Annotated in this window: 22 protein-coding genes; 11 read left to right on the top strand and 11 right to left on the bottom strand. The window is 44.7% G+C overall.

The features are described from left to right. Nucleotides 1-342: 342 nt before the first annotated feature. Nucleotides 343-1242 carry a LysR family transcriptional regulator gene (locus tag AACV20_RS05490; RefSeq protein WP_017045111.1) on the top strand — a complete coding sequence of 300 codons (900 nt, stop codon included), beginning with the start codon at nucleotides 343-345 and terminating at the stop codon, nucleotides 1240-1242. A gap of 127 nt (nucleotides 1243-1369) precedes the next feature. Here AACV20_RS05490 and AACV20_RS05495 read toward each other — a convergent pair whose 3' ends face one another. Continuing rightward, nucleotides 1370-1855, bottom strand: coding sequence for a VOC family protein (locus AACV20_RS05495; RefSeq protein ID WP_170895372.1), 486 nt, complete (start codon nucleotides 1853-1855; stop codon nucleotides 1370-1372). A gap of 377 nt (nucleotides 1856-2232) precedes the next feature. Here AACV20_RS05495 and AACV20_RS05500 point away from each other — a divergent pair, with 377 nt between their 5' ends. From AACV20_RS05500 to AACV20_RS05530, 7 genes are read left to right on the top strand one after another with little or no spacing between them, the layout of a single operon-like run. After that, complete coding sequence (locus AACV20_RS05500; protein WP_371319555.1) at nucleotides 2233-2841, top strand: thermostable hemolysin; 609 nt, start codon at nucleotides 2233-2235, stop codon at nucleotides 2839-2841. A 10-nt stretch (nucleotides 2842-2851) separates the two neighbouring features. Beyond that, a complete protein-coding gene (locus AACV20_RS05505) occupies nucleotides 2852-4351 on the top strand; it encodes an AMP-binding protein (RefSeq protein WP_170895374.1) in 1500 nt (499 codons plus the stop codon). Between the two features lies 1 nt (nucleotide 4352). After that, the gene (locus tag AACV20_RS05510; protein ID WP_017047062.1) at nucleotides 4353-5087 is read left to right on the top strand and encodes a TenA family transcriptional regulator; all 735 of its coding nucleotides are present in this window, start codon (nucleotides 4353-4355) and stop codon (nucleotides 5085-5087) included. After that, a complete protein-coding gene (locus AACV20_RS05515) occupies nucleotides 5077-5874 on the top strand; it encodes an SDR family oxidoreductase (RefSeq protein WP_170907007.1) in 798 nt (265 codons plus the stop codon). The genes AACV20_RS05510 and AACV20_RS05515 overlap by 11 nt, the downstream gene beginning before the upstream one ends. 27 nt (nucleotides 5875-5901) lie before the next feature. Then, on the top strand, nucleotides 5902-6531 hold the full coding sequence (locus AACV20_RS05520; protein ID WP_170907008.1) for a tetratricopeptide repeat protein: 630 nt from the start codon (nucleotides 5902-5904) through the stop codon (nucleotides 6529-6531). A 3-nt stretch (nucleotides 6532-6534) separates the two neighbouring features. After that, complete coding sequence (locus tag AACV20_RS05525; RefSeq protein ID WP_013856454.1) at nucleotides 6535-7191, top strand: response regulator; 657 nt, start codon at nucleotides 6535-6537, stop codon at nucleotides 7189-7191. Next, entirely contained in the window at nucleotides 7181-8593 is a 1413-nt protein-coding gene (locus AACV20_RS05530; RefSeq protein ID WP_017047058.1) for an ATP-binding protein, read from the top strand. The genes AACV20_RS05525 and AACV20_RS05530 overlap by 11 nt, the downstream gene beginning before the upstream one ends. Nucleotides 8594-8622: 29 nt before the next feature. On the opposite strand, the gene AACV20_RS05535 is transcribed toward AACV20_RS05530, so the two are convergent. Further along, complete coding sequence (locus tag AACV20_RS05535; protein WP_170907009.1) at nucleotides 8623-10260, bottom strand: phosphoethanolamine transferase; 1638 nt, start codon at nucleotides 10258-10260, stop codon at nucleotides 8623-8625. 163 nt (nucleotides 10261-10423) lie between these two features. Next, complete coding sequence (locus AACV20_RS05540) at nucleotides 10424-10867, bottom strand: Lrp/AsnC family transcriptional regulator (RefSeq protein ID WP_019280913.1); 444 nt, start codon at nucleotides 10865-10867, stop codon at nucleotides 10424-10426. Nucleotides 10868-10972: 105 nt separating this feature from the next. Between AACV20_RS05540 and AACV20_RS05545 the strand changes: the two genes are divergently transcribed. Continuing rightward, the gene (locus AACV20_RS05545) at nucleotides 10973-11557 is read left to right on the top strand and encodes a LysE family translocator (RefSeq protein ID WP_013856459.1); all 585 of its coding nucleotides are present in this window, start codon (nucleotides 10973-10975) and stop codon (nucleotides 11555-11557) included. A gap of 107 nt (nucleotides 11558-11664) precedes the next feature. Here the strand turns inward: AACV20_RS05545 and AACV20_RS05550 are convergent, their stop codons facing one another. From AACV20_RS05550 to AACV20_RS05570, 5 genes are all read right to left on the bottom strand, one after another. Further along, nucleotides 11665-13323, bottom strand: a complete 1659-nt coding sequence (locus tag AACV20_RS05550; RefSeq protein ID WP_026027818.1) for a putative transporter — start codon at nucleotides 13321-13323, stop codon at nucleotides 11665-11667. Between the two features lie 347 nt (nucleotides 13324-13670). Further along, a complete protein-coding gene (locus AACV20_RS05555) occupies nucleotides 13671-14615 on the bottom strand; it encodes a diguanylate cyclase domain-containing protein (RefSeq protein WP_170907010.1) in 945 nt (314 codons plus the stop codon). Next, nucleotides 14605-18426 carry a PAS domain-containing hybrid sensor histidine kinase/response regulator gene (locus AACV20_RS05560; RefSeq protein WP_170907011.1) on the bottom strand — a complete coding sequence of 1274 codons (3822 nt, stop codon included), beginning with the start codon at nucleotides 18424-18426 and terminating at the stop codon, nucleotides 14605-14607. Before AACV20_RS05560 ends, AACV20_RS05555 begins: the two co-directional genes overlap by 11 nt. A 215-nt stretch (nucleotides 18427-18641) precedes the next feature. Then, the gene (locus tag AACV20_RS05565) at nucleotides 18642-19343 is read right to left on the bottom strand and encodes a response regulator transcription factor (protein WP_170907012.1); all 702 of its coding nucleotides are present in this window, start codon (nucleotides 19341-19343) and stop codon (nucleotides 18642-18644) included. After that, nucleotides 19340-20935, bottom strand: a complete 1596-nt coding sequence (locus AACV20_RS05570) for a sensor histidine kinase (protein ID WP_170907013.1) — start codon at nucleotides 20933-20935, stop codon at nucleotides 19340-19342. The genes AACV20_RS05565 and AACV20_RS05570 overlap by 4 nt, the downstream gene beginning before the upstream one ends. Before the next feature lie 176 nt (nucleotides 20936-21111). Here AACV20_RS05570 and AACV20_RS05575 point away from each other — a divergent pair, with 176 nt between their 5' ends. Beyond that, nucleotides 21112-21678, top strand: a complete 567-nt coding sequence (locus tag AACV20_RS05575) for a phosphoribosyl-AMP cyclohydrolase (protein WP_094147482.1) — start codon at nucleotides 21112-21114, stop codon at nucleotides 21676-21678. Nucleotides 21679-21747: 69 nt separating this feature from the next. Here AACV20_RS05575 and AACV20_RS05580 read toward each other — a convergent pair whose 3' ends face one another. Beyond that, nucleotides 21748-22236: a hypothetical protein gene (locus AACV20_RS05580; RefSeq protein WP_010319103.1), complete on the bottom strand. Its 489-nt coding sequence runs from the start codon at nucleotides 22234-22236 to the stop codon at nucleotides 21748-21750. 322 nt (nucleotides 22237-22558) lie between these two features. On the opposite strand from AACV20_RS05580, the gene AACV20_RS05585 reads away from it, so the two are divergent. Beyond that, a complete protein-coding gene (locus AACV20_RS05585) occupies nucleotides 22559-23566 on the top strand; it encodes a substrate-binding domain-containing protein (protein WP_026027817.1) in 1008 nt (335 codons plus the stop codon). Nucleotides 23567-23636: 70 nt separating this feature from the next. Here the strand turns inward: AACV20_RS05585 and edd are convergent, their stop codons facing one another. Beyond that, nucleotides 23637-25448, bottom strand: coding sequence for a phosphogluconate dehydratase (edd, locus tag AACV20_RS05590; RefSeq protein WP_094125134.1), 1812 nt, complete (start codon nucleotides 25446-25448; stop codon nucleotides 23637-23639). Next, nucleotides 25445-25978, bottom strand: coding sequence for a gluconokinase (locus AACV20_RS05595; RefSeq protein WP_013856467.1), 534 nt, complete (start codon nucleotides 25976-25978; stop codon nucleotides 25445-25447). Before AACV20_RS05595 ends, edd begins: the two co-directional genes overlap by 4 nt. Nucleotides 25979-26074 lie beyond the last annotated feature (96 nt).

The raw sequence follows: 26074 nt of genomic DNA on the forward strand, positions 1-26074 counted from the left end.
CACAATTCGGGTGAGTGCTAGGGAGTCAATATGATGAATGTAATGTGAATCCATGTAAGGTGCGTTATATGATGAAGCTGCGGAAGTGGTTAATACGCTGTAGCCAAAATGGCAGCGAGAGTCGGAAAGAGATTGGACATTACTCTTTCGTGATCAGCGTACTCTTCGCACTTTTTGTCGCTGACAAACTTTATCCGTACACTCCCGATTTCTTCGTTTCAAAAGCTAATGCAATAATGTTTTATCATATTGCAATCTGAAACATACATTTTGTCCAAAGACATGCTGATTCATTTATAATCAATTATTATTGAAAGTTGATTTATTAATAACTATTGGTTTATGACTATGCTCAATCCTATTTGGTTAAACACTTTTAAAACATTAGTCGATATTGGGCACTTTACTAAAACGGCTGAGTTACTCCATATGACGCAACCTGGGGTAAGCCAGCACATAAATAAACTAGAAGCTGCCTGCGGTTATCCTTTGATAAAGAGATTTAACAAGAAATTTGAGTTAACAATCTATGGGCGGAAAGTTTACGATTATGCTGTCAAACACTTTGAAGAAGAGTTTGAGTTATTACAGAATCTGGCACACGACGAACCTTTCCGTGGTCGCTGTACTATAGGCTGTTCGGGGACTTTCGCGTGGCTGATTTATTCACAATTACTTTCTTTGCAAGTGAGCTATCCAGGCTTATCCATTGAGTTAGAAGCAACGCCAAACCATCGTATATTTGAGCAGATATTGCAGGGGAAACTGGATATAGGTCTAGTGACAAAAGAACCTAACCCTAAATATTTCGCGAGCCGTATTGTTGGTGCGGAGTGTCTTGCTCTTGTATTGCCACTGTCCGCAGACGAAAGCTTGCCTATAAATGACTTGTTAATAGAATTGGGAGTCGTTCGTCATCCAGATTTCGCTCACTACTTCCAAACATATGTCAATCAAGCGAATAATGATTTGCTTCGTCTAGTCGATTTGGAGGATGTTTCGACGCAAAGCTATATTAACCAAGTGCACCAAATATTAGTTCCTATAGCTAAAGGGATCGGTTTTACAGTGGTTCCTCGATGGTGCGTTAACTTGTTCGCGGATAAAGAGCAGCTAAAAATATTCAACATTACCGAAGACATACAAGAACCTGTTTACTTGGTTAGCAAACTTAACTCACCTCTTGCTAGGCGTTATGAGCAAGTCATTGACGTTATTGATCACTCTTTTAAGGCTGTTTGACTTGATTGAGCTCCACATAAGCAGATGATATTGGCATTAAAGCTTCATAGCTGACCTTGCAATAGAAACCAAAAAGGGCTGGTTGTGCTACCAGCCTTTGAAATTTTATTAATGCATCACAGATCAACTATTCGTAATCAGAGGCATAAGTTTCTTCGTATGAGTGCGAGTAAAGCTCAAATAGGTTGCCAAATGGGTCTTCTAGATAAACCATTTTAGCGAGCTTGTTATCATCTTTTGGGTGGTAACGCATGATATCCATACGCGCTTTACCGCCATATTGTTCAATGCGCTTAATAGCGCCTTCAAAGTCGTCGGTTTGTAGACAGAAGTGGAAGATACCAAGGCGAGAGAAGTCTACTTCGTGGCGCTCTTCGCGCTCTTTCATTTCAAACAGTTCAACGCCAATACCATCAGTTGTTACTAGATGTGCAATATTGAAACCTTTGAAACCCTCACCAAAAACAGCAATACACATGCGGCCAATCGCTGACTCTCGCTCTTCAATAACTTGTGTATTATTCATAACGATTTTTAAACCTAAAGCCTGAGTGTAGAACTCAACAGCTTTATCCATATCGCCAACCATAATACCGACGTGATTCATTTTCATAATTCGCTCCTAATACCTTTGATTTTTTGGCTTCGTTTCGATAGATGGGAGTATATGGAGATTGATGAATTAAATAAAATTATCAGTAATTATAAAAATGATAAATTATAATTATAAGCGAAACGCAAGATGTCACCGTGTTAGAACCAATACAAATGGCGATAGTAGAAAATGATAATTTTCCGTATCTAAGCCAATCCGTGACAGGCTAATTTAGAAAAATCGTTCAGTTCAGATTTGGCCACACATTTGTTAGTGAGCTAAGTGGTATCGGATATTCAACGGCTCCTCATCCATTGAGTTGAAGAAAAAATCTCTTATTAAGGGATTCTTAAGTTACGTCCGTTATTTTTGTTTACAGAGTAAGCAAAAAGGAAATGCCGATGAAAACCATACGCTCAGCATCTGATCTGCAATTGGCCGTAATTGATCCTTCTCATCCTCGCTGGTTGGAAGCCATACACCTTGTGCGCGAGCGTTATCAGCAAGCGTTTGATGCACGCCTTATTACTTTTATGCCTTCTTATTTAGCTTTGCTTGATCATGACGAAATGAAATCCGTATGTGGTTTTCGCGTAGCGCAGCAAGAGCCTCTATTTCTCGAACAATACCTTGACCAACCTGCCGATGAAATTTTATCGCAGCGTTTTGATTGCCGAGTATCCCGAAGTGCTTTGATTGAATTTGGCCAACTGGCCTCTTTTGGTCGTGGTTTATCGGCGCTGCACTTTACTTTGATCGCGCAACAGCTGGTTGATTTAGGGTATGAATGGTGCGTTTTTACAGCAACGGATCCACTGCATGCTTTGATGCGTCGATTTGGTTTACAACCGACATTGATCGCGAAAGCGTCAGCATCTTGCATTCCTAACGCCAACCAAATTTGGGGCAGTTATTACCAACACAGCCCTCGAATTTTAGCGGGAAATTTGGCGCAGGGGCTGGCGTTGCTCAATCGATTTCATTTAAACCAAAAACAAGCGTGAGGCCTTTGCTATGAACCGAATTTTATCGGCGCTTCATCAACATGCGCAGCAAAAGCCAGATAGCATTGCCTTCATTGGGCACAATGCCAAACAAGAAAAGATAGCGCTGAGCTATCAACAGCTCTTAGAAAAAGTGGAAGCCACAGCACGCACATTGTGCCAGTGGCAGGTTCAGCGTATTGCATTAAAAGCTGAAAATAGTTTGGATTGGGTGATCATCGACCTTGCGGCCATGCACGCAAAAATAGTGCTCGTTCCTGTACCTACTTTCTTTAGTAAGGCCCAGGTTGAACACCTACTGTATGAATCGGGTGTGGATGTTTGCTTAGGTGATTGGCAAACGCTAGGTGAACCTTTCTCAACGCTCAGTCATCTACCTGCTTTTGTCTATTTGGCGAATCCATCAGCACAGGTGTTGCCTTTGACGCAAAAAATCACCTTTACGTCTGGGTCCACCGGAACGCCGAAAGGGGTGTGTTTGAGTGACGAAAACATGCAAGCGGTCACGCTGGCGATCGCAGAGAAAATGTCCGCGCAAGTTGAGCGTCACCTCGTGATGCTGCCTCTCTCAACCTTGTTAGAAAACATCACGGGTGTGTATGTTCCTTTGGTTCTGGGTGTGACATCGACAGTTGTCTGTGGCAGCGAAGTAGGTTTGACTGGTTCTAGCCAGTTCTGTGGTGCAACGTTCGCACTCGCACTACAACAGTTTCAGCCGTCAAGCTTGGTGCTAACGCCTGCGCTATTGCTGGCATTAATTGAAGTCGTCAAGCGGAGCCCAGCTCTTGCGCTGCCTTTACGCTGGGTTGCCGTGGGCGGGGCGCGAGTGGCTCCCCAATTAATTGACGCAGCTCGCCAGCTCGGCATTCCCGCTTTTGAAGGGTATGGTTTGTCTGAAAGTGCTTCGGTCGTGAGTATGAATACACCCCAACAAAATAAGCCGGGGTCGTGCGGACAGGTGCTGTCTCATCTTCAGGTTTCGCTGGCACAAGATGGCGAATTGTTAGTTAAAGGTAACACGGCTTTGGGGTATTTAGGTGAGCCGTTTAGCCACGAGTGGTTGTCAACTGGCGATATGGCCACAATCGATGATGAGGGTTTTTTAACCATCATCGGGCGTAAAAAGAACCTCATCATTACCAGTTTTGGGCGTAACGTGGCCCCTGAATGGATTGAATCTCAAGCATTGGCTTTGATTGCACACCATCGATTTGTGGTGGTGGGCGACGGGCAGGCAGGCCTCACGGCCGTCAGTGACAGTCCTTTACCTGATCTCGTTACGCGCGTGCAACAGCTCAATAGCGTGTTGCCCGATTACGCACACATCACGCAGCTTTGGTTGGTGAGCGATACTCATTGCTGGCAAAAGTGGCTGACCGCTAATGGTCGCCCAAAACGCTTAGCTATTGAAAACGCATTGCAAGAGGCTCGCTTGGCGCGCCACACCACTAATCCACAGACGGTTTTTATCTCTATTCCTTCCTTCTATTCAATGGCTGAGGAGCTTTAAAATGAGCAAATTTTTCCATATTTTAAAAACACAAACTGAGCCAGCACAGCAGCAGATGTTGCAAGCTCCGGTATTTGATGCCTGCGCAAGAGGAGAGATCAGCCTAGAGATGTATATTCGTTTTCTCACTCAAGCTTATCACCATGTCAAACATACGGTGCCACTGCTGATGGCATGTGGCAGCCGCTTAGGCGATGAATATGAGTGGGTACGAACGGCGATTGCCGAGTACATCGATGAAGAAAAAGGCCACCAAGAGTGGATCTTGAACGATATTAAAGCGTGCGGTGGTGATGTGGATGCAGTGCGTCATAATGAGGGCGCTGGGCGCGTCAGCGCTTCCATCGAACTCATGGTGGCGTATCTCTATCACCAGATTGATCGCGCTAACCCGTTGAGCTTATTTGGCATGGTGTGGGTACTTGAAGGAACCAGTGTGGGTGTCGGTGGGAATATCGCACGGTTAGTCAAACAGCGTTTGGCGCTTCCTGATGCGGCGATGACCTATCTCACTTCGCACAGTGAACTTGACCAAGGGCACATCCGTTTTTTTGAATCGTTAATGAACAACATTCAGTGTGTATCCGACCAAGAGGCCATCATCCGCTCTGCAAACATGGTGTTTGATCTGTATGGGCAGATGCTGCGAGAACTACCGCTTCCTTGCGAGTCAATGGTGCATGCAGGTTCGCAAGATTTAGCTTCGCAAGGTGTAAGGTCGCAATATGGATCTTAATCATCGACATGTTTTACTCACCGGCGCTTCCGGTGGTATCGGGCAACGCATCGCATTGCTGCTTGCTAAGCAAGGAGCCAGTCTAGTTCTGGTGGCTCGTGATGGTCAAAAACTCGAGCAACTTCGGCAAACGCTACCCATGCCTGAGAAGCATCTGATTTTGAGTGCAGATTTAAGCACAGAGTCAGGAATAGAGCAGATCAACACCTTCATTCAGCGCTTTTTTATGGGCCAGAAACGAATCAGTGTGGTGATCAATAATGCGGGCATTAACCAGTTTCGCTTATTAGCCAGACGAACCGCAGTTTCAGTGCAACAGGAGCTGCATTTGAATTTACTTGCTCCAATGCAACTGACTCAATCGGCGATACATTGGTTGAATAAACCGGGGATTATTTTAAATATTGGCTCAAGTTTAGGGGCTATTGGTTACCCGGGTTATGCCACGTACTGCGCTACCAAAGCAGGGTTGCACCGTTTTAGTGAAGCGATGCAGCGTGAGCTTGAGGGGACGGGTATCAAGGTACTTTACCTAGCGCCGCGAGCGACCAATACCGAGCTAAATAATGACACGGTGAACCAGTTCAACCAAGCCGTAGGCAATCACTGTGATGAGCCAGAGGTTGTTGCCCAACATGTGCTTAGTATGCTCGAAAACGAATCAACAACTCGCTGGATTGGCTGGCCTGAAAAAGTGTTGGTGCGATTAAATCAACTATGGCCAGCAGTGATTTCGTCGGCAATTAAAAAGCAGCAAGCGACCATTCTTGCCTTTTTGAACCGTTAAAGCGTGATAATTCAAGGAGAACAACATATGAAAACTGTGTTTAAATGGGCCAGTGCATTGGTCATCTTTGCGGTAAGCACGACACCCGCTTTTGCGATCACTCCTTTAGCTCAGGTTCAATCTGATTGGGCCAAATGCCAATACAAAATGAAGTCGAGCGATGATCAAGAACGTTGTTTTGAGCGTGTCATTATGCGTAACACCTTAGAGATGCAATCAAGCAACAGCCCAGAACTTAAAGTGTGGCTTGCCATCAATAAATCCTCATTAGCGGGCGTAAAAGGTGGGTTGGGTGCGCTATCTTTAGTGAAAGAGGCGAAATTATTGTACGAAGAGGTTATCGATCAAGCGCCTAATACTTTAGATGGCTCGGCTTTTACAAGTTTAGGCACCTTATATTACAAAGTGCCCGGCTGGCCAGTGGCTTTTGGCGACGACGTTAAAGCGGAAGAGTTGCTACAAAGAGCACTGCTGATTAACCCGACAGGAATTGATGCCAACTATTTTTACGGTGATTTTCTTGCCGAGCAAGGCAGAACCGATGAAGCAAGAAAGTACCTGTTACAAGCACAACAAGCACCAGCAAGGCCACAAAGAGCGCTTGCCGATGCTGGGCGTCAGCAAGAAATTGCTCTTTTGTTGGAGAATTTAAAATAACGTATGCGTTTATTATTAGTCGAAGATGACAAACAACTGGGCGAGTCAATGCAGGTGGCGTTGACTCGCCAAGGTTATACGGTGGATTGGCTAGAAAAAGGTGGCGGCGTGGCGTGTGCGCTCAAAACTGAACAGTTTTCGGCGGTGATCTTGGATTTAACCTTGCCGGATATGGATGGTCTTGAGGTGTTGCGTGGCATTAGAAACGCCGGTTATTCGCTGCCTGTAATGATCCTAACGGCGCGTGATGATATTAGCGATCGCGTCAAAGGGTTAGATGGTGGAGCCGATGAATACATTGGCAAACCCTTTGCGCTAGAAGAGCTATTGGCACGTTTACGGCTTATCATTCGTCGCAGCTCGGGCAGCGCCGAGGCTCTGATTTCGATTGGTGATCTGAGCCTCTCTCTTTCCAAACAGGAGATTGAATATCGTCAGCAACCCCTCAAACTGACGCGCAATGAATATAAAATTCTCGCCAGTTTGATCACTCAAGCAGGGCGAGTGATGAGCAAAGAGCTATTGCAACAAGCGCTTCATGGCTGGGACGAAGGCAGCAGTGACAACGCTATCGAAGTTCACATTCATAACTTGCGTAAAAAAATGCCAGAAAATGTCATCAAAAATATCCGTGGTGTGGGGTATATGATTGAAAAATAAAAAAGTCTTTTCGATTAAACGTCGTTTAACACAGTCGGCTGTATGGTTAAGCGGTAGTTTACTGCTTATTTCTCTCTACTTCAGTTTTTCTACGGCACATCATGAAATTGGAGAAGTCTACGATGCGCGCTTAGGTCAATCGGCAAAATTACTGTTGATGGCGACTTCTGTCTCTATAAAAGAAGGAGACAATGCCGATCTTCATCAACAGTTTGATCAGTGGATGCAAAGCATTGAACGTCTTTCGCAAGCCAACAAGGAGATGGCAACGCAGTATGGTCACCCTTATGAGCGGTACATTCTGTTTCAGTTTTATCGAGATGGTCAGTTGATGTACAGCTCTGATAGCCAGCAACCCGCCTTTAGCACTAATGCCAGCAATGATGGATTTGGCAGTGTCACTATTGATGGTCAAACATGGCGTTATTTTCAATTGGCGCAACCTCATCCTGATCGCGGCTCTGAATACATTCTCGTTGCGGAAAAACAGAGTATTCGTGATGAAATGGTCAATGAAATTGCACTGTCGACCGCATTGCCGCAATTGATCCTGATCCCATGCGTTATCTTGGTGCTGGTGATGCTTATTGGCCGAAGTTTCAAACCACTGCAAGAGCTAAAATCGGCGATTGCCATTCGCAGTGTCCACAAGTTGGATCGCATTTACGTTACAGAACAAACCACCGAACTCTCACCATTAGTAGAGACACTCAACCAACTGTTGGCTCAATTAGAATTGGCTTGGCAGCGAGAAAAACGCTTCACACGCATGGCTGCTCATGAACTTAAAACACCACTAACGGTATTGAGATTAAATGCCGAAAACGCGATGCTCAGCCAGAATGAGCAGCAACTGAAATATGATTTGGACATGATTCTTAAGGGTATTGAGCGTACTGACCGCCTTATTCATCAGTTGTTGATGTTAGCCAAAGTAGAAAGCACTATGGAATTGTCATCACAAACGGTCGATCTCTCAGTCTCTATTAAGCAAGTTATCGCAGATCTTGCGCCGTTAGCGTTAAAGCACGACCAACAATTGAGCTTTGAAGGGCAGAGTTTGTCGGTTCAAGGCGACGAGCTATTACTCGGCGTGTTGTTTAAAAACTTAATCGATAATGCGATGCGCTATTCTGGCGTACACAGTCACATTGATATTACGTTGCATGGCGATGATCAGTTTATTCAAGTGAATGTGACTGATAGCGGCCCCAACATCACGAACGAAGCCCGAGAAAAAATATTTGATAACTTTTATCGAGCTAACAGTGAAAAAGGCGATGGGGCAGGGCTTGGAATGTCGATTTGCCGTGATATCGCCGCGCTGCATAATGCCACCGTCGAGTTGCTGCCGAGACACAACGACAGCAACATCTTCAGGGTTTGTTTTCATCTAAGTTAACGGATCTCTTCTGTTTTTATCCATACTCTTTAGCGGCATGGCGCAAAAATATCTTGCGCTTTCTCGTATGCATTGGTTGATACATCCATAATGCCAAGTAAAGAGTGAAAGAGATTACTGTGAGCATAGGGCTGAGTGGCTGTTTGACGTAAACAGGTTTGATTCACGCCTTTCGTACGGGCGAATTCGTCAGATAACCAGACTAAAAGCGGTACTTGAGTTTGATAATCGGGTGCTAGGCTGTACGGCATGCCATGTAAGAACAGTCCATTTTCTCCCAGCGATTCCCCATGGTCGGAGACATAAATCAATGCGGTGTTGTATTGAGCTTGCAGTGACTTTAGCTTTTCAATCAGCTGCGCCAAAACAAAATCTGTGTAACGAATAGTGTTGTCGTAAGTATTCACTATCTGCTCAACGCTGCAATTTTCAATATCCGCTCTTGGGCAATCAGGTTGATATTTCGCCATTTCTTTAGGATAGCGCTTAAAGTAGGTTGGCCCGTGACTTCCAATAATGTGCATGAAAATCATTCGGTTACCGGTTTGGTTGGCAATTTCTTCATCTAAGTTGTCTAGCATTGTGACGTCATAACAAGTGCTGCCGTCACATCGGCCTTCTCGCGCAGTTTTATCCAGCTCTTTCTGCGGAATATTTTTCGCGACGCCTTTATCGCCTCCATCATTCTCTTTCCATAAGAGGTCGACGCCTGCGCGCTGCAAGATATCGAGGACGTTGTCTTGGTTATCCGCTTTGGTACGATCAAAATTATGACGATCCATATTGGAAAATAAACAAGGTACAGAGACCGCTGTCGCAGTACCACAAGAGGCGACATCACTGAAAAATATAGGCTGATAAGGCGCGGTATAAGCATTGGTATCACGTGTGTAGCCGTAGTATTGGTAATTTTGTGCGCGAGCCGTTTCTCCTAGCACAAATAAGACTAAGGTTGGTTTTTCTGCATCACGGCTATGGGTAGTTTTCGGTTGCTGCTGCGCATCAGCGCCGATAATTTGATACACCACGGGCTCGGTAAAATAGCGATCTTTCACAAGACCATAAGCGCTATAGACAAAGTGAGTGGGGATGATCATTTTCTTGAGGTAACTATTGTTGCGTCCAACCGACGAATAGTTCTGATAATACAGCGCCGCAATAATGACGATGCCGAGTAAAGAGAGCAATATTGATAGCGCTTTATAGCCTAAAAAGCGGGAAATGGATTTTTCTACTTTAAGTGGCGAAAGCAGTAATAGAGCGGCAGGGAGGATGCCCAACGCTGAGATCCAGACAATGGAATAGAGACTGACATAAGAGCCTGCCTCACTGCTATTGGTTTCAACGACATTGATCAACATGTCTCGGTCGACAATCGTGCCGTAATTGTAACTCGCATAACTCACCACAGCAGAAAGGATGAGTAAGACCGCAAAAAAAGGTTTTAGAAAATAAGGCCACGAAAACAGTTGGAAAATAACGTTCAGCGCCAAAAAGAAAAAAATCGGTATTGAGAACGCAAACCCCCAATTGAACTGCTCAGCAGCCGAAAAAATCTGTGCCAATTTGGCATAAATAGGGATGTTGAGTACCAAGCTGAAATAGAGAGCAAGCAACAAGGTAATACTTGCGTATGAGAAGCGAGGATTTTTCATTGTGGGTTCCATAACATGCGGTTCTACTATAAACGTTATGATAACTATAAAGAACTTTTCTTAATAAAGACTTAAGAAACTTAATGAGTTGGGTAATATGTGATATGCGTCTTGTTGCGCTTGGTTGGTAATTTCTTCGTGCTTTGTTGAGCGTTAAAAGTGATGGAGTATCACACTATTGCCGTTCGTCTTTAGGAGAGTCCATGACCACCATGGTGGTGATCGATTTCACCGTTAAGCACTCACCAAGCACATCGGCGTGAAAACGTTTATAAGCGCTGAGATCTTTGCTTTCGACACGCAGCAAATATTCGTTCATCCCGGTAATGTTGTGGCATTCGACCACCTCCTTGGCGTAGCGCACATGTTCTTCGAAACTGAGCTGCGCTTTTTTCGTATGGCTGTTTAAGCCAATTGCCACATAAGCGACAAACCCGACATCAAGTTGGGTTTTATTTAAGACCGCTCGATAGCCTTTAATGATCTGCTTACGCTCGAGATCCTGCACACGGCGCAACGTGGCGGAGGGCGATAAGCCGATGCGTTCAGCTAGTTCTACATTCGAGACTCGGCCATCAAGTTGTAGCTCTTGCAATATTCTCTCGTCAAATCTGTCCATGGTTGCTTTTTATTGCTCAATATTGGTGATATTGGCCAATATAAGCACAATATTGCCAGTCGATACCATTATTATTTGTTCATCATTATTAAATAGAGAAAGAAGATGGATTACACACAATGGTGGCCACTGGTGGCTTTTGCTTTTGTTTCGACCTTTTCACCGGGTCCAAACAACATCATGCTGATGACATCCGGTGCGAATGTGGGCTTTATGCGCACTATTCCGCACATGCTTGGTGTAACGTTTGGTTTTAGCATTATGGTGCTATTGGTTGGTGTTGGGTTAACGGGTTTATTCCATCGTTATCCTATGTTGCAACAAGGCTTGCAAATTGCCTGCACCATTTATTTGGTCTATTTGGCGATAAAAATTGCGCTGAGTAACCCTTCGCAGGGAGAGAAGCAGTATCAACCGATGTCATTTGTTTCGGCTGTACTGTTTCAATGGGTCAACCCTAAAGGTTGGTCGATGGCGCTGACTGCGGTGAGTGTATTTAACCAAAGTGCGAGTTGGGCGCAGTTAATGCTGATTTCATTGGTGTTTGCTTTGGTGAACATTCCGTCGGTCAGTGTTTGGACTGCGGCGGGTAAACAGTTGAGCCACTGGATGAATCACCCAAGTTATGTCCGCTGGTTTAACGGCGCGATGGGCGCGTTGTTGCTACTGTCCGTTGTTCCTATGCTGTAGGGATTCGGTGAGACGTTGCTGTGTGGGAGCATTATCAACGCAGCAAAAGAAAGTGGGTACTGAGCGACCCACTTTGTTTATCTAGCTTGCCTGATATTAACCGTTCGCTATATTGCCCATAAAATTAACGCCAATATTTGCGGTGAGAGTATGCGTAGGCACATTACTAACGGATAGACAGTGGCGTATGCCAATGCAGAAGCGCCACTGCTTTCGTGCAGCGCATTCGCAAAAGCAAGAGCAGGTGGATCGGTCATCGAACCTGCTAGCATGCCACAGATGGTGAGATAGTTAATATGGCCTAAAACACGAGCCAGTATTCCGACAGTGATCAATGGAATACCCGTGATCAACATGCCGTAGCCCATCCAACTGACGCCATCGCCTTGCACTAAGGTTTCAACAAAATTGCCCCCAGATTTTAACCCGACCACGGCTAAAAACAGCACAATACCAATTTCTCGTAGAGCAAGGTTCGCGCTGGGCGGCATAAACCAATACATTTTGCCAATGCTGCCGATACGCGCCAAAACCAGTGCGACAATCAGCGGTCCTCCAGCCAAGCCGAGCTTAATGGCGGCGGGGAATCCCGGTAGATAAAACGGAATAGATCCGAGTAATACCCCAAGTCCAATCCCAACGAAGACTGGTAGCATCTGCACATGCTGTAATTTTTGGTGCGCGTTGCCGACCATGCCACTGACCGCTTCAATCGCTTCTTGACGCCCGACTAAATTGAGAATGTCGCCAAACTGCAAGGTAGATTGACTGGTTGGGATAAGCTCAACCCCGGCACGGTTTAAACGCGAAACTACGACGTCGTATTTCTCTTTTAAATCCAGATCGCGCAGCTTTTTACCAAGCACAATCTCGTTGGTGACGACTAAGCGCTGTACTCGCAGCTCCGTGCCGCGTGTCGAAAGTGATGCATCAACCTCTTCGCCAATCACCAAGCGTGCTTTTTCTAACGCTTTTTTATCGCCGACCAGATGAAGCAAATCATTCACTTCAACTCGTGAATCGGGTTTGGGTACTGAAAGGTGTTCACCACGTTTAAGGCGCGAGCACACAATATCGCCATCACTGAGCGCGGGAATGTCTTTTAAGAGCAGGCCATTTAAGTTGGGGTTTTTAATCGCAACGTTAATGGTGTGCAAGCTCTCTTTTTTGTGGCCGTTGTGGATCTCAAACTCTTCGGCTTCAGCGTCAACACTGACACGAAAGGCAATTCTGAGCAGCCACATGGTAAGCAAAATACCGCATATGCCAAAGGGGTAAGCAATCGCATAACCCATACCCGTCAGGTCAAGCATGTTCTCTTGGCCACCTAACTCAGTCAGGATTTGTTGCCCCGCACCTAATGATGGCGTATTGGTGACTGCACCGGAGAATACACCAAGAATAACGGGTAAAGGCACATCAAACAGATAGTAAAGCGCGACCGTCACCACACAGCCCAGCAACACAATCAGTGCGGCAAAGGCGTTGAGTTTTAGTCCTGAGCTTCGAAGTGAAGAGAAAAAACCGGGTCCGACTTGTATACCAATGGTGTACACAAATAGGATAAGGCCGAACTCTTGAATAAAATGCAACGTATTGTAGTCAAGAACCACACCCCACATGCCTGTAAAGTGGCCGACGAGAATGCCGCCAAACAGCACCCCACCGATCCCTAAACCAACACCGTAGACGCGCCAATTCCCTATCCACAAACCCAGCACAGCTACCAGCGAGAGAATGCTGATAGAAAGTGCAATGTCACTCATGATGAGTCTCCTGAACAATTAAAAAACGGCTGGTGGGCAAGCTTAATGAACGGCAGGGGTAGGCGTAAGAACTCAGTTAGTGGTTATGTCTACAGCTGGAGGGTTCAAATACGGCATTGAGAAGTCACCTAGTGAAATGAACTCTCGATGTCGTTTTGTGGTTGCCCTGAACTTATGACCAGTAATACTGTAATGGACTACAAATGTTAACTATAGGTATGCAAATTTGTGCACCGGAACGAATATTAAATTTCTCAGATAAGTAATTGTTAGATAAGAGTTAATAAAATCACACTTCCCAAAAAGCTAGCCTTATCTTTTCTTATGTTAAGAAAGTGTTGGTTTGTCTAGTCTGTACTCTTTTCACTAGTGATATTCGTTTGGTTTCGTCCGGTGTTTTTCGCTTGATAGAGCATGTTGTCAGCCAATTTAATTAACTGCTCTGGTGAATGGGAACCTTCTAAGTCGACTGTGCCTCCAATGCTGATGGTTAAAAAACCGTTTTCAGCCGCTGGGTGGTCTATACACAGTGTTTTGATTTTATCTTGAACAAGGTTAGCAACGTACCAAATACCTTCTTGGTCCGTCTCAGGAAGAATCATGGCGAATTCTTCACCACCATACCGTGCAGCGATGTCGGTTGGTCTTCGACAACATTGGTGCAAAGTAGTGGCGACTTTTTTTAAACAATCATCACCTTCAAGGTGGCCAAATGTGTCGTTGTATTGTTTAAAATAATCAATATCGATCAGCAATAACGAGAGAGGCTGTTTTTTTCGGTAAGCTTGCGCTAAGTGAGACTTTAAGTGTTGATCGAAATAGCGGCGATTATTAAGACCGGTAAGGCCGTCTAAATATGCCAATGATCTCAGTAGGTCTGCTTGGTGCTTTAGGGTTAAATGAGCCTTGATTCTGTTTTTTAACGTATTGATATTAAATTGTTTTTTTAGAAAATCAACACCGCCTGCTTCCCAACATGCATCTTGGTCTTCTTGGGCGGTTAATCCGGTAATAAAAATAACAGGTATATCAGCGATCGTAGGGTCATTTTTGATCAAGCGGCAGGTTTGTAAGCCATCCATTTCTGGCATGATGACATCGAGTAGCACCAAATCGGGCTGACTTTCTTTGCAAACGTTGATGGCTTGCGTTCCAGATGTCGCCATCAATATCTGATAGTCATCTTTCAATAATTGATATATGAGCTGAATATTAGTCGGCTGATCATCAACGATGAGTACCGTGAAGTCAGTTTTCTTGTTGAAGTTTAGTAAACCGTAATTAGATAGCATCGGAAAACTCTTTGTTTTTCATGATTTCTTTTAGTATTGCAGTTGCTTGTTCAAACGCCAAACTTTGTACTTGTTCTGCAAGTTGTTTTGTTAACTCTTCATCAATCATATTTAATTGTGCTGAGATTTCTTCAAATAATGTCGTCGCTTCCATATTTGAAGTGTTGAAACATCTCCCGAGCATGAGCAGTTTTTCTCTAAATATTGCTTTATCCATGGCAACTGGTGTTGTAGTCGTTAGTTGCTCGTTGCTGAGTAAATTCATCAATGATCTGAGTTGTGATTGGGCAAATAGTACGTCAGCCAATAAGCTACTATTTCTTCTCATCATCTCTGTGGTTGCTATTGAACATTCGAGCTCAGCTTTTGCTAACTTTTCCGACAATTGTGTAAGTCCACAGCTTTCTGAACCACTTTTTAAACTGTGGTAGATACGCAATGCGACATCAGTGGCAATTTCAGTAGATTGCAGTTGTGATATAGCATCTTGCATATCAATGACAAATTGATTGATTACTTTTAGATAAACGGATAAATCGCCGATTCGATTTATCGCTTGATTGAGTTTAATACCATGTTTGTCTGCATATTCTTGAGCTGGTGTCGATATTTTTTGATTATGGGGAGCTACCACTTGGTGTTTTGCTGGGAGCGTTTTTTGAGTTACGAAGTGTTGAATTTTTTTAACCACATCATTGATCTCGAAAGGTTTCGCAATATGGTCATTCATACCTGCAGCTAAACAGGTGGCTTTATCTTCAGGGCGAGCATTAGCTGTCATTGCTAATATTGGAAGTTGATGAAACTTCATCTCTTGTCGGATCTTACGAGTCGTTTCATAACCATCCATACCGGGCATTTGAATATCCATCAGTACTAGGGAAAACTGCTGATTTTGCAGTATATCTAGTGCTTTAAAGCCGTCCTCAGCTTCGATAATTGTTGCGCCACGTTCGCTGAGTAATTCGGTTGCGACCAAGCGATTGGTCGGATTATCTTCAACCAGCAATATGCTGATACCAGATAAGCTATCGTTTGAATTTATTCGATGGAATGTTTCTGCAAATACTGCATCTTTACTTTGCAGTACATTGATAATGGTTTGTTTGATTAGCTCTGGCGTTACTGGCTTTATCAGCACGGTTTCTAAAAGTTCATGGGTGTCTTCTAAATGTTTGTCGAGAATTTCTAGGCCAAAAGCCGTAATCATGATGACTAAAGGTATTTTTTTGAGATTTTTCTGGTTTTTGATGGATCGAGTAAGAGCCAAGCCATCCATATCAGGAAGTTTCCAGTCAACAAATGCGAGATCAATCACTTCGTTTTGTTGAGCTAAGTTGTGTAGTTGTGCTAAAGCTTCATCGGCGTTGGGCGCAGCAAACACTTGGCAGCCTAGTTTTTGGAGTATGTCTTGAAGAATTAAACGTGCGGTTTCATTATCTTCTACCACTAATATGTTTAAACCCTGTGTAAGATGCGAGTAAATGTCATTACAAACAGGCGCGAAGTTTAATGTAATGGTGAACGCAAATTCACTCCCCTTACCAAGTTGGCTGGTTACGCTAATGTCACCTTGCATCAGGCTCACTAGCCGTTTTACGATCGATAAACCTAATCCTGTACCGCCATACTTTCGGCTAATTGACGACTCAGCCTGGCTAAATCCATTAAAGATAATTGCTTTCTGTTCTTGGGTCATCCCAATGCCAGTGTCTGACACTTTAAAAAGCAAGGTGCAATTATTTTCTGATATTTTCTGTGTTCCTATGGATATTTTTATTTCACCTGCATCAGTAAATTTAATGGCATTACCGGCTAAATTTAATAATATCTGTCGTAAGCGTAGGCTGTCGCCGATCAAGATGGTTGGAACATCAGGCGCAACATCATAAATGATCTCGATGGCTTTCTCTTGAAGGCTTGACGACAGTAGTATCCCCGTTTCTTGTAACAGATCTGGAAGTGAAAATGAAGATTGCTCTAATTCAAGCTTTCCTGCTTCCACTTTAGAAAAGTCTAAAATATCGTTTAAAAGAACGAGTAGAGACTTGGCTGCACTTTGTGTTTTACTTAAGTAGTCGATCTGCTGGCTACTTAAATCGGTATTGAGAGTCATCTGTAATAACCCCAAAATAGCGTTCATTGGGGTTCGAATTTCATGGCTCATATTCGCCAAAAAATCAGACTTAGCTCGGTTTGCGTACTCCGCTTGCTCTTTGGCTTCCGCGAGTTCTTTCTCTTTTTGTAGCTGTTCCGTTAAGTCATGAGCAATACCTAAGAAGCCGACTAACTGACCGTAGTCATCTATTAATCCACCGACATAAAGTTTAACCGGAATGTGTTGGCCGTTTTTACTGATGTAAGTCCAATGATTAATATCGGATTTGCCTAATTTTGCTTTAGCGACAAAAGCATCAAACCCGACTTCTACAGTTTCTCCTAGTTCTAACGATAGATCTTTTGCTCGTCGAGCTACCTCTTCAGATAGGTGAAATATCGCCGGTGTTTTTTTCCCCACCAGTTCACTGGCACTGTAACCGATCAGTTTTTCTGCAGAGGGGTTAAATATAGTGATTAATCCATCTAGATCCGTCGCGATAATAGCGTAACCAGCACTGCTCAAAATGCTGCGCTGTAGAGCATTCGCTTGCGAAATCTCCTCTGTTCTTTGGTTGACCAATTTTTCTAGTTGAAGATTGGTTTCTGTCAGTACGGCTTCCCTTGCTTGAGCGATCTCTATTTTGTGTTTGGCTAACTGATCTCGACGAGAACGCATCATTTGAATGATAAAAACAGTCAACATAAGCAATAATGTGGCCGTTAAGATCTCTTGATAAGTTTGGTTGTAAGCATCTAATGGTAGAGATTCAATAAACTTGTTGGTAGCAATCAGATTGAGTTCCCATTGACGCCCAAACAAATCAATAGTTTGAGTTACTTGATAAGAGGTCTTATCTTGAATTAAGCCGCGGGTGAAAAAATGCTTTGAATTATCGTCATTGATATCACTGATGGTTAGAATAACCTCGTCATTGAGGCCAGCCACAACACTTAATACTTCATCTATCAAAATAGCGGAATAGCTCCAGCCTCTCAGCTTACTTAATCGCTCTTCTATAGAAGATGAATCCGCTATTTTATTTGTGTTGTACACTGGCATTAGCATCAGAAAGCCTTGCTGTGTTTTTTTATGGGCTTGCACGAGAGTAATAGGAGCGGTAAGGCGTACAGCGTTACTTTTGGCAGCCTCTAAGGCGGCAGCTCGACGCATTGCCTCTGAACCAATATCTAAGCCGATCGCCTGTTTATTGTGGTCTTCGGGCTCAATGTATTGGATAACAAACAAGCTGCTATTATGCTCTGAAAGCGAGCGAATATTGAAGGTTTTATCGGGTCTATCGCGACGAGCTTGTTCGATGAAGGCTTCTTTTTGCTCCGGTTCAACAAAACGGATGAATCCAAAGCCACGAGCTCCCGGAAACTCTTTTGGATAGTCACGGGTCTGGGTATAGCGAAACATCTGGTCATAATCAAATGCATCGACTCCAGCTGTCATCACCGCGCCTCTAAAGCCACGTATCCCGTATTGATATAGCGTAACCTTTTCTGCTACCCCATTACTAATCTGCTGTAATCGTGAAGATAAGTCATGCCGTATATGTTCAATTCGCTCCGTTTTATGCATTTGATTAAAGTGACTTGCGGCAAATAAACCAAAGACAAGAATAAGCAAAGGCAGCCAAAGTGCGTTTAAGATGGTTTTATTTAATTTCAAAGTGGCTCTGGGTTGTTTTTCTTTTGATAGATCCATTACCTTTCCCTGCTAATTACATGCTTTTTATCGTATTATCACTTGTTTTTATGTTTTTTAAGATACCTATAACAACTTTAGCAGGATATTTCTAATTGGATAGAAATGCCGTAGATGCGCCAATTCCCTATCCACTATAGATATGCAAACTTGTGCACTGGAACGAATATTAAATTTTCTAGATAACGGATTATTTTGTTAGATAAGGGTTAAATTTATACATTTCCTGTGCGTTGCTCACCACTATTTTTATCGAGAAAATAGCCCATACCGCGTTTAGTTTTAATCAGTGCTGATGAGAAAGGGTCATCAATTTTTTTGCGTAGACGACGCATATACACATCGACTACGTTGGTTAGGGGATCTTGATGGAGACCCCAAACATTAGCAAGAATCCGTTCTCGGCTAAAAATATGACCGGGTTTATGCATCAATAGCTCTAATATGGAGAGTTCTTTGGCGGTTAACTCAATGGCTTGCCCTGCCCGTGTTACGGCCATGGTTGATAAGCAGAGCGTTAAGTCTGCAATGTGTAGAGTGGGCATTGGCGCAGAGTCAGAATGTCGACGTTGCAGCGCATCTAGGCGAGCCAGTAACTCTTCAAAATGAAAAGGTTTTGCCAGATAATCATCCGCACCAATGCGTAGGCCCCGAACCCGTTCTTCAACTTCGCCCAGTGCAGAAAGCATCAAAATTCGCACATCAATACCGGCTTCACGTATTTGCTGACAAAGAGTTAATCCATCGGTGTGCGGAAGCATTCGATCTAAAATTAAAATATCGGGCTCGCCGCTTATGAGTGTTTCAAGTGCGTATTGCCCATCATTTAGTCGCTGAATGTGGTGACCTTCTGCTTTGAGCCCTCGCTCAATAAAGTTGGCAATTCTGGCATCATCTTCAATTAAAAGAATTCTCATGATTCTTCCTCTTCCAGTTCAAAGGTAAGTGTAACGGTTGTGCCTTGAGCCAGTTGGCTTTGGAATGCGATGGTTCCGTGTTGCTGCTGCACAATGTTATAAGCCAGCGTTAAACCAATCCCTAAGCCATCAGGGCGATAGCGTTTGCCGTTTTCGGACCGAAAATAGCGTTGGAAAATCTGTGCGAGGTCCTCTTGGTCAATACCAATACCGTGATCTTGCAATTGAAGATGAAATTGCTGGGGCTCAACTAGCAGAGTGAGCGTAATAGGCTGGTGATGTGGATCATAGCGCAATGCATTATCGACGATAATTCGTACGGTCATCAGTAGCTTATCTAAATCAGTATGAAAGATCCGAGCTTGCCAGTTTGCCTGTTGTGGGTGAAGACATTCAAGTTGCACTTGATGCGCGTGAGTTAAAAGGGTGGCTTGTCTCGTCACCGACTGCCATAGACTCTCTAAGGTGATAGGGCTAAGAGCCGGTTGGAACAGCTTTTCATCTTGACGGATCAGCAACAATAAATCGTCGATCCGGTAGGAAAGGTGGGTTGCCGATTCATTGATACGCTGTAGCGTTTGTCGATACTCTTCATCACTATTTTGACGACTGCGAAGGGTAATTTGCGCTTCTCCTAAAATGGCCGTTGCGGGAGTACGCAATTCATGGCTGACGTTCGCAAAAAACTCTTTCTGCTGGCGTTTAGCTTGCTCCAATGTTTCGAGTGCATTGGCGAGTTCTTGGGTGCGTGCAGTAACTTCTCGCTCAATGAGTTGACGCGAAGCGATCTCTTTTTGCTGCGCATTTTCAAGGCTTTGTGCCATGTGATTAAAATGCTGCGCTAGGGTTCTGAGCTCACTTGGCCCGCTGACCGATACTCGATGGTTAAGATGGCCTTGTTCTAAAGCTGAAGTGCTTTTTAGCAGTTCCGCTAACGGTTTGGATAAGGTGCGCAGTAACCAGCCTCCGAGTAGCAAGCCAAAGACTACCCCTAGTAATGATAAGGTTACAATGACATTTTCTACATCAGATAATGATTTCATCGCTGCCGATTCATAGCGTGCAGTACGTTGTTTCTGTAGAGAAATAGCTTGATTCAGCAGCTGGCGTAGGTCGGTATTATCCACTTTATCAAAGGTGTCACTGAGTAAAAGCCAGCGATCATTATTGTCTGTGATTTTTGCGATTTCCCAGGATCGAAGCGCTGTTTTTAATCGTCCAAAGTTAGTTTCAAAGAGAGAAATGACTTTGATTTGCTGAGTGATCTCGGCAAAGTCTTGGTTGGTGATACCGTGTTGTTGTGCTTGCTCGGTTAGCAAATAGAGCTCGCTGAGCAAATCTTCAATCTTTGAAAAGCGCATGTCTCGTTTGAGCGTGCTGCCATCTTTCGTCAATAAATACTCGGCAAGCCAAATTTTCAACTGCTGTTTTTCCGTGCTCAACTGCATAAAGCTTTGCAAGATTTGATTGGAGATCTGTCCGCGCTGAATGTGCTCATTAGCGACGTTATTTGACCATAAAGCGGTGCCAGCTTGGGCTAAGATTAGGGTGAGCAACAGAGCCAGTACGAGAGATAATTGATAACGAAACATAATGATCGCCGCATAAATTCAATAGGTGAGCAGAGTAAGCGATCCGTTGGTATTGGGTAAAGAATATTCATCTGAAGTTAATCTAAGCGCATGGTTTAGGTTCATCGAGAGGCCGTAAATTACTCCCATCAACCACATTACTCCCATCAACTAGATAATTAGATAAGGCCTTCATCATGCAACGTACACATAAAAGAATTTCTATTTCAGCATTATTACTCTGCGGGTTGTTACCGCTATCCGCTCAAGCTTCTAACGTATTAGTTAATAACAACATTAACCACCAAGAGGTGCTTGATGCCCAGCAAGCTTGGGGAGAAGCGTTAATCAAGATCAGCCAGACTTATGAACAAAAAGGTCATGCTGAAGCGAAGAAATTGGCACAGCAAGTGTTAGACCAAGCGTATGGCTATCAACAAGGTGCGGTGCTTTTCAAACCTACGCTTGCCAGTGGGGAGCAAACCTTTCGTACAGAAGCGGACGGAGCACTATCGTATTTTGTCGGCAGTGATAAGCAATACCCACAAGATTCTGGCTTTGCACTAAAAGGTTGGAAGGAGTACAGCTTTGATAATGCAGCAGTCTATATCAACGGCGATGTAGCCCTAACCATGGGGCATGTTAAGCTCATCGACAATAAAGGAAAGCAAACCGTGGTGGATAAAAGCTGGGCATTTAAGAAAGATGAACAGGGCCAACTGCGAATTGTTCTGCACCATTCATCACTGCCTTTTCAACCTTAATTGAGGGGAAAGCTTTTAGATGTGGGTGATGGTAATACACCCACATCGCAGACCTTTCTGTTGTGCCAGTTAAACGCCAGCACGCTTGAGCAGGCCAGCCATCAGTGGCGAGCTTGAACGAACCTGTTTTGATTTGTTCTGTAATGTTTTAGCCAGCGTCGGGTTATTGATGCTTTTGGCAATGTAGGCCATTGAATGATAGAAATCTCCTGCGGATTTCATTTTATTGGCGTCATTTAATGGTGCTAACAACTGTACCATGGTTGTGCCACTCATCGCTTGTTGGGTGGCGTACTCTTGTACTGCATCGAGTAGAAGATCGAGATCGACCATCGCCTCGGCACTTTCCACACCATGTTTTTTCATCTCTTTGCGGTTACGTTTACGCATTTGCTTAATGACAAAGGCCGGTTTGTTGAGCTTTTTAAAAGCAAAGTAACCAAGAACGACTGCAAGCACGACACCGCCCGCCACATAACCCCAAATAGAACCGGAAGATTCAACAACAGGCTTTAGGGTTTCAACGGTATATTCAACGGTAGTGGGTGTATCAGACATTATTATTTCCTTAGAATGCAGCTTCAAAATCAGAAGCTATTAATTAATCTGGCAGGGGGAAAAGCGCCTTGCGATGAATCAAAGATCCATGAAAAGGAGAGCTTCTGCCTCACATTACTCTCTTTTTTGGGGTGAGGAGGCAAGAAAGCAAGCCCATTTTAGGGATTATTAATGAGTTTGTTGATAATTGTGCGAGTTGGTCACACAAATTACGCCATTGCCTCTGTGTGTATGAGCTTAGCGAGGTGATATAAAGATTGAAATGCACAGTCGTCATGAGGTTTAATGTTACGGTAACATTCAGTTGGAAAACAGAATAAAAATGAGCAGTATGCAACGTAAAACTAGGCCTACCCTGCAAGATATCGCAGACCGCGTGGGGGTGACGAAAATGACCGTTTCCCGTTTTCTACGCGACCCCAATTCGGTCGCATTGGCAACCCAAGAAAAAATTGCCGCAGTGATTGAAGAATTAGGTTATATACAAAATCGCGCCCCGGCGATGTTGTCGAAATCGTCAAGTAAGGCGATTGGTATTCTTCTGCCTTCCTTGTCAAACCAAGTGTTTGCCAATTTAGTTCAAGGGATTGAGTCGGTAACCAAAGCAAGAGGTTACGATACACTTATTGCCCACTTTGGTTATAACGTACAAGAGGAGGAGGAAAAAATTGCCTCGTTGCTGTCGTATCAAGTCGATGGTCTTATTTTGACCGAAACGCACCACTCCGAACGTACCATCCAAATGCTAAAAGCGGCGGGTGTGCCAGTGGTTGAAACGATGGAGCTGCCAGACAAGCCGATCAATATGGCGGTGGGGTTGGATCACGAACAGGCCTCGTATCATGTGGTGACGCAGATGATCGACAGTGGCAAACAGCATATTGCCTATCTCGGTGCGCGTCTTGATACTCGAACGCAGTTGCGGATGAATGGCTATGATCGTGCAATGCAAGATGCAGGCTTAACCGCAGTTCATATCCTAACTCAAGAGCATTCAAGTTTTACTCTCGGCGGTGATTTACTCGAACAAGCCCTAGAAGAGAGGCCAGAGATCAATGGCATCTTCTGTACTAATGATGACATTGCAATTGGTGCCATGATGAAGTGTGCACATCGAGGGCTGAAGATTCCTCAAGATATTGCAATCGTGGGGTATAACGCGCTCGATATAGGTCAAGCGATTTCGCCAAAGCTAACCAGTGTAGAAACGCCTCGGTTTGAGATTGGCAAGAAAAGTGCTGAGCTATTATTGTCCGCACTGGCTGGTGAAGTGATTGAGCAGAAAGTGTTCGACTTAGGCTTTAGTGTCACCGATGGCGAGAGCCTGTAGTCAGCTTGTTATTCAGCCATTGAAGTGGTTGGGTTTGTCACTTCAATGGCTACATCAAACTCATGTTGTATCAATTTGGGTAGAGGAACGAAGCCCCTTGATTGGCGGCAGAGACATTATCTCGACACACTTTAAACAGATCGCGCCCCCAAGTTTGCTGTGTGAGTTCAGTATCACAAGTGGCGATATCGCGGCCTTCGGTTGGCGTTAAGTTCTCTAATCGGCCTGTCACCGCATCGACGCGGATCCTATCTCCCTCTTCAATAAGCGCAATTGCGCCGCCTCTTAATGCTTCCGGTGAGACGTGAATAGCCGCAGGAATTTTGCCAGAAGCGCCGGACAAACGACCATCGGTCACTAACGCAACCTGATAGCCCGCTTTTTGTAAGTTGCCCAAAATCGGCATTAACTTATGCAGCTCAGGCATGCCATTGGCTGCTGGCCCATTGAAGCGGACTACAACCACGCAATCTTGATTGAGCTCGCCGCGTTGATACGCCTGCTCAACCTGATGTTGGCAAGCGAACACTTTGGCGGGCGCTTCAACAATGCGATGTTGCTCAGCCACGGCAGAGACTTTGATCACCGCTTGCCCAAGGTTACCCGATAACACTTTAATGCCACCAGAGCGCTGAAATACCTTATCAGGTAGGGCGATTACCGAGGGGTTTTTAGTTTGAGTACACGCTTGCCACTCTAACGTATGGCCCACTAATTGCGGTGATTTTAGCTGATCTGCAAATTCACCAAACACGGGTTTTACGTCGCTGTGAAGTAATTGCGCTTGATGCAGACGCGTCATCAACATGGGTACGCCGCCTGCGAGCTCAAATTCATTGATATCCGCCGAACCATTGGGGTAAACATTCACCACAAGAGGAACGACGTCAGATAGATCACTGATATCTTGCCAAGTCAGCACAATACCCGCCGCGCGAGCAACAGCCAGTAAATGAATGGTATGGTTTGAACTGCCACCAGAGGCGAGCAAAGCCACCAAGCCGTTGACCACGCTTTTTTCGGTCACCACCTCATAAAGTGGACGGAAATGCGCCGTGCCATCGCTCATGGCGGCAAGGCGGATTGCGGCATGTTGCGTCAATGCAAGGCGCAGTGGGGAAAAGGGAGCGACAAACGCTGACCCTGCCAGCATTAAACCCATCGCCTCAAACACTAATTGGTTGGTATTGGCGGTGCCGTAGAAAGTGCAAGTGCCCGGGGAGTGATACGAAGCGCACTCCATATTCAGCAGCGCGCTATCATCAACCAAACCTGCCGCGTGTTTTTGGCGAACATCGACTTTCTCATCATTAGTAATGCCAGTGGACATTGGCCCTGCGGGAATAAAAGCCGTTGGTAGGTGCGCAAACGCCAGCGCGCCCATCAGTTGTCCGGGCGCAATTTTATCGCAAATACCGAGCAGTAATGTGCCATCAAACATATTGTGGCTGAGTGAAAATGCCGTGGCTTGTGCAATCAAATCGCGTGAGAACAACGACATATCCATGCCTGCTTGGCCTTGCGTTACGCCATCACACATCGCAGGAACGCCGCCAGCAACTTGAGCCGTGTGGCCAAATGGGGCGAGCACTTTTTTGATTTGCTCAGGGTAATCTTTATACACTTGGTGCGCGCTAAGCATGTCGTTGTATGCTGTGATAATGGCTAAGTTAGAACGCGTTAAATCGAGAATGTGCGCTTTTTCTTGAGAGCAAGAGGCGGCGACGGCATGAGCCAAATTACCACAAGAGAGTGACGCTTTACCCTTGCCACTGTGCTGCTGTGCCTTGGCGCGGTTGAGAAACTCATCACGCAAAGTACGGCTGCGTTGAATAATTCGTTCGGTGACGGCTGTGATGGTTGGGTTTAAGGCTGTACTCATGCTGACACCTTTTGACCATCTAAAGTGAGCTCGCGCAATGCCACTAGGGCGCGCTCTACAACCTCATCAATATCCGTATCGATATCAACGATAGCGACTTTCACTTCGTTGTCGGGGCGCTCTAACGTATTGAACTGGCTTTCCACCATGTTCGCTTTCATAAAGTGGCCTTTACGCGCTTGCATGCGCTTCATGATTAAATCAAAACTGCCATCGAGAAAGAGAAAGGTCACATTTTGGTTACCGTCACGGATTTGATCGCGGTAGGTTTTTTTCAACGCAGAGCAAACAATCACGCCGTGCTCATTTTTACTCTCTAAGCTAAAAGCCGCGTCACGGATGCGCTCTAACCAAGGTTTGCGATCGTCATCATTTAGCGGCTCTCCGCCTGCCATTTTGAGAATATTGGCTTTTGGATGAAGGTCGTCACCGTCGATGAATTTCGCCCCTAATTTCTGGGCCAGTTTCGCGCCTACAGTACTTTTTCCGCAGGCGCATACGCCCATTACAATAATGCTACTACCAGTCATACGGACTCCTTGAGTGGTATTCTGAGCTGGATCTCATTTTTTAAATTCACTTGGAAATATGACTTTATCTTATCCATGTTATCGGTAACATGTTAC

It is taken from the genome of Vibrio sp. B4-6 (assembly GCF_963888245.1).
Taxonomy (GTDB): domain Bacteria; phylum Pseudomonadota; class Gammaproteobacteria; order Enterobacterales; family Vibrionaceae; genus Vibrio; species Vibrio anguillarum.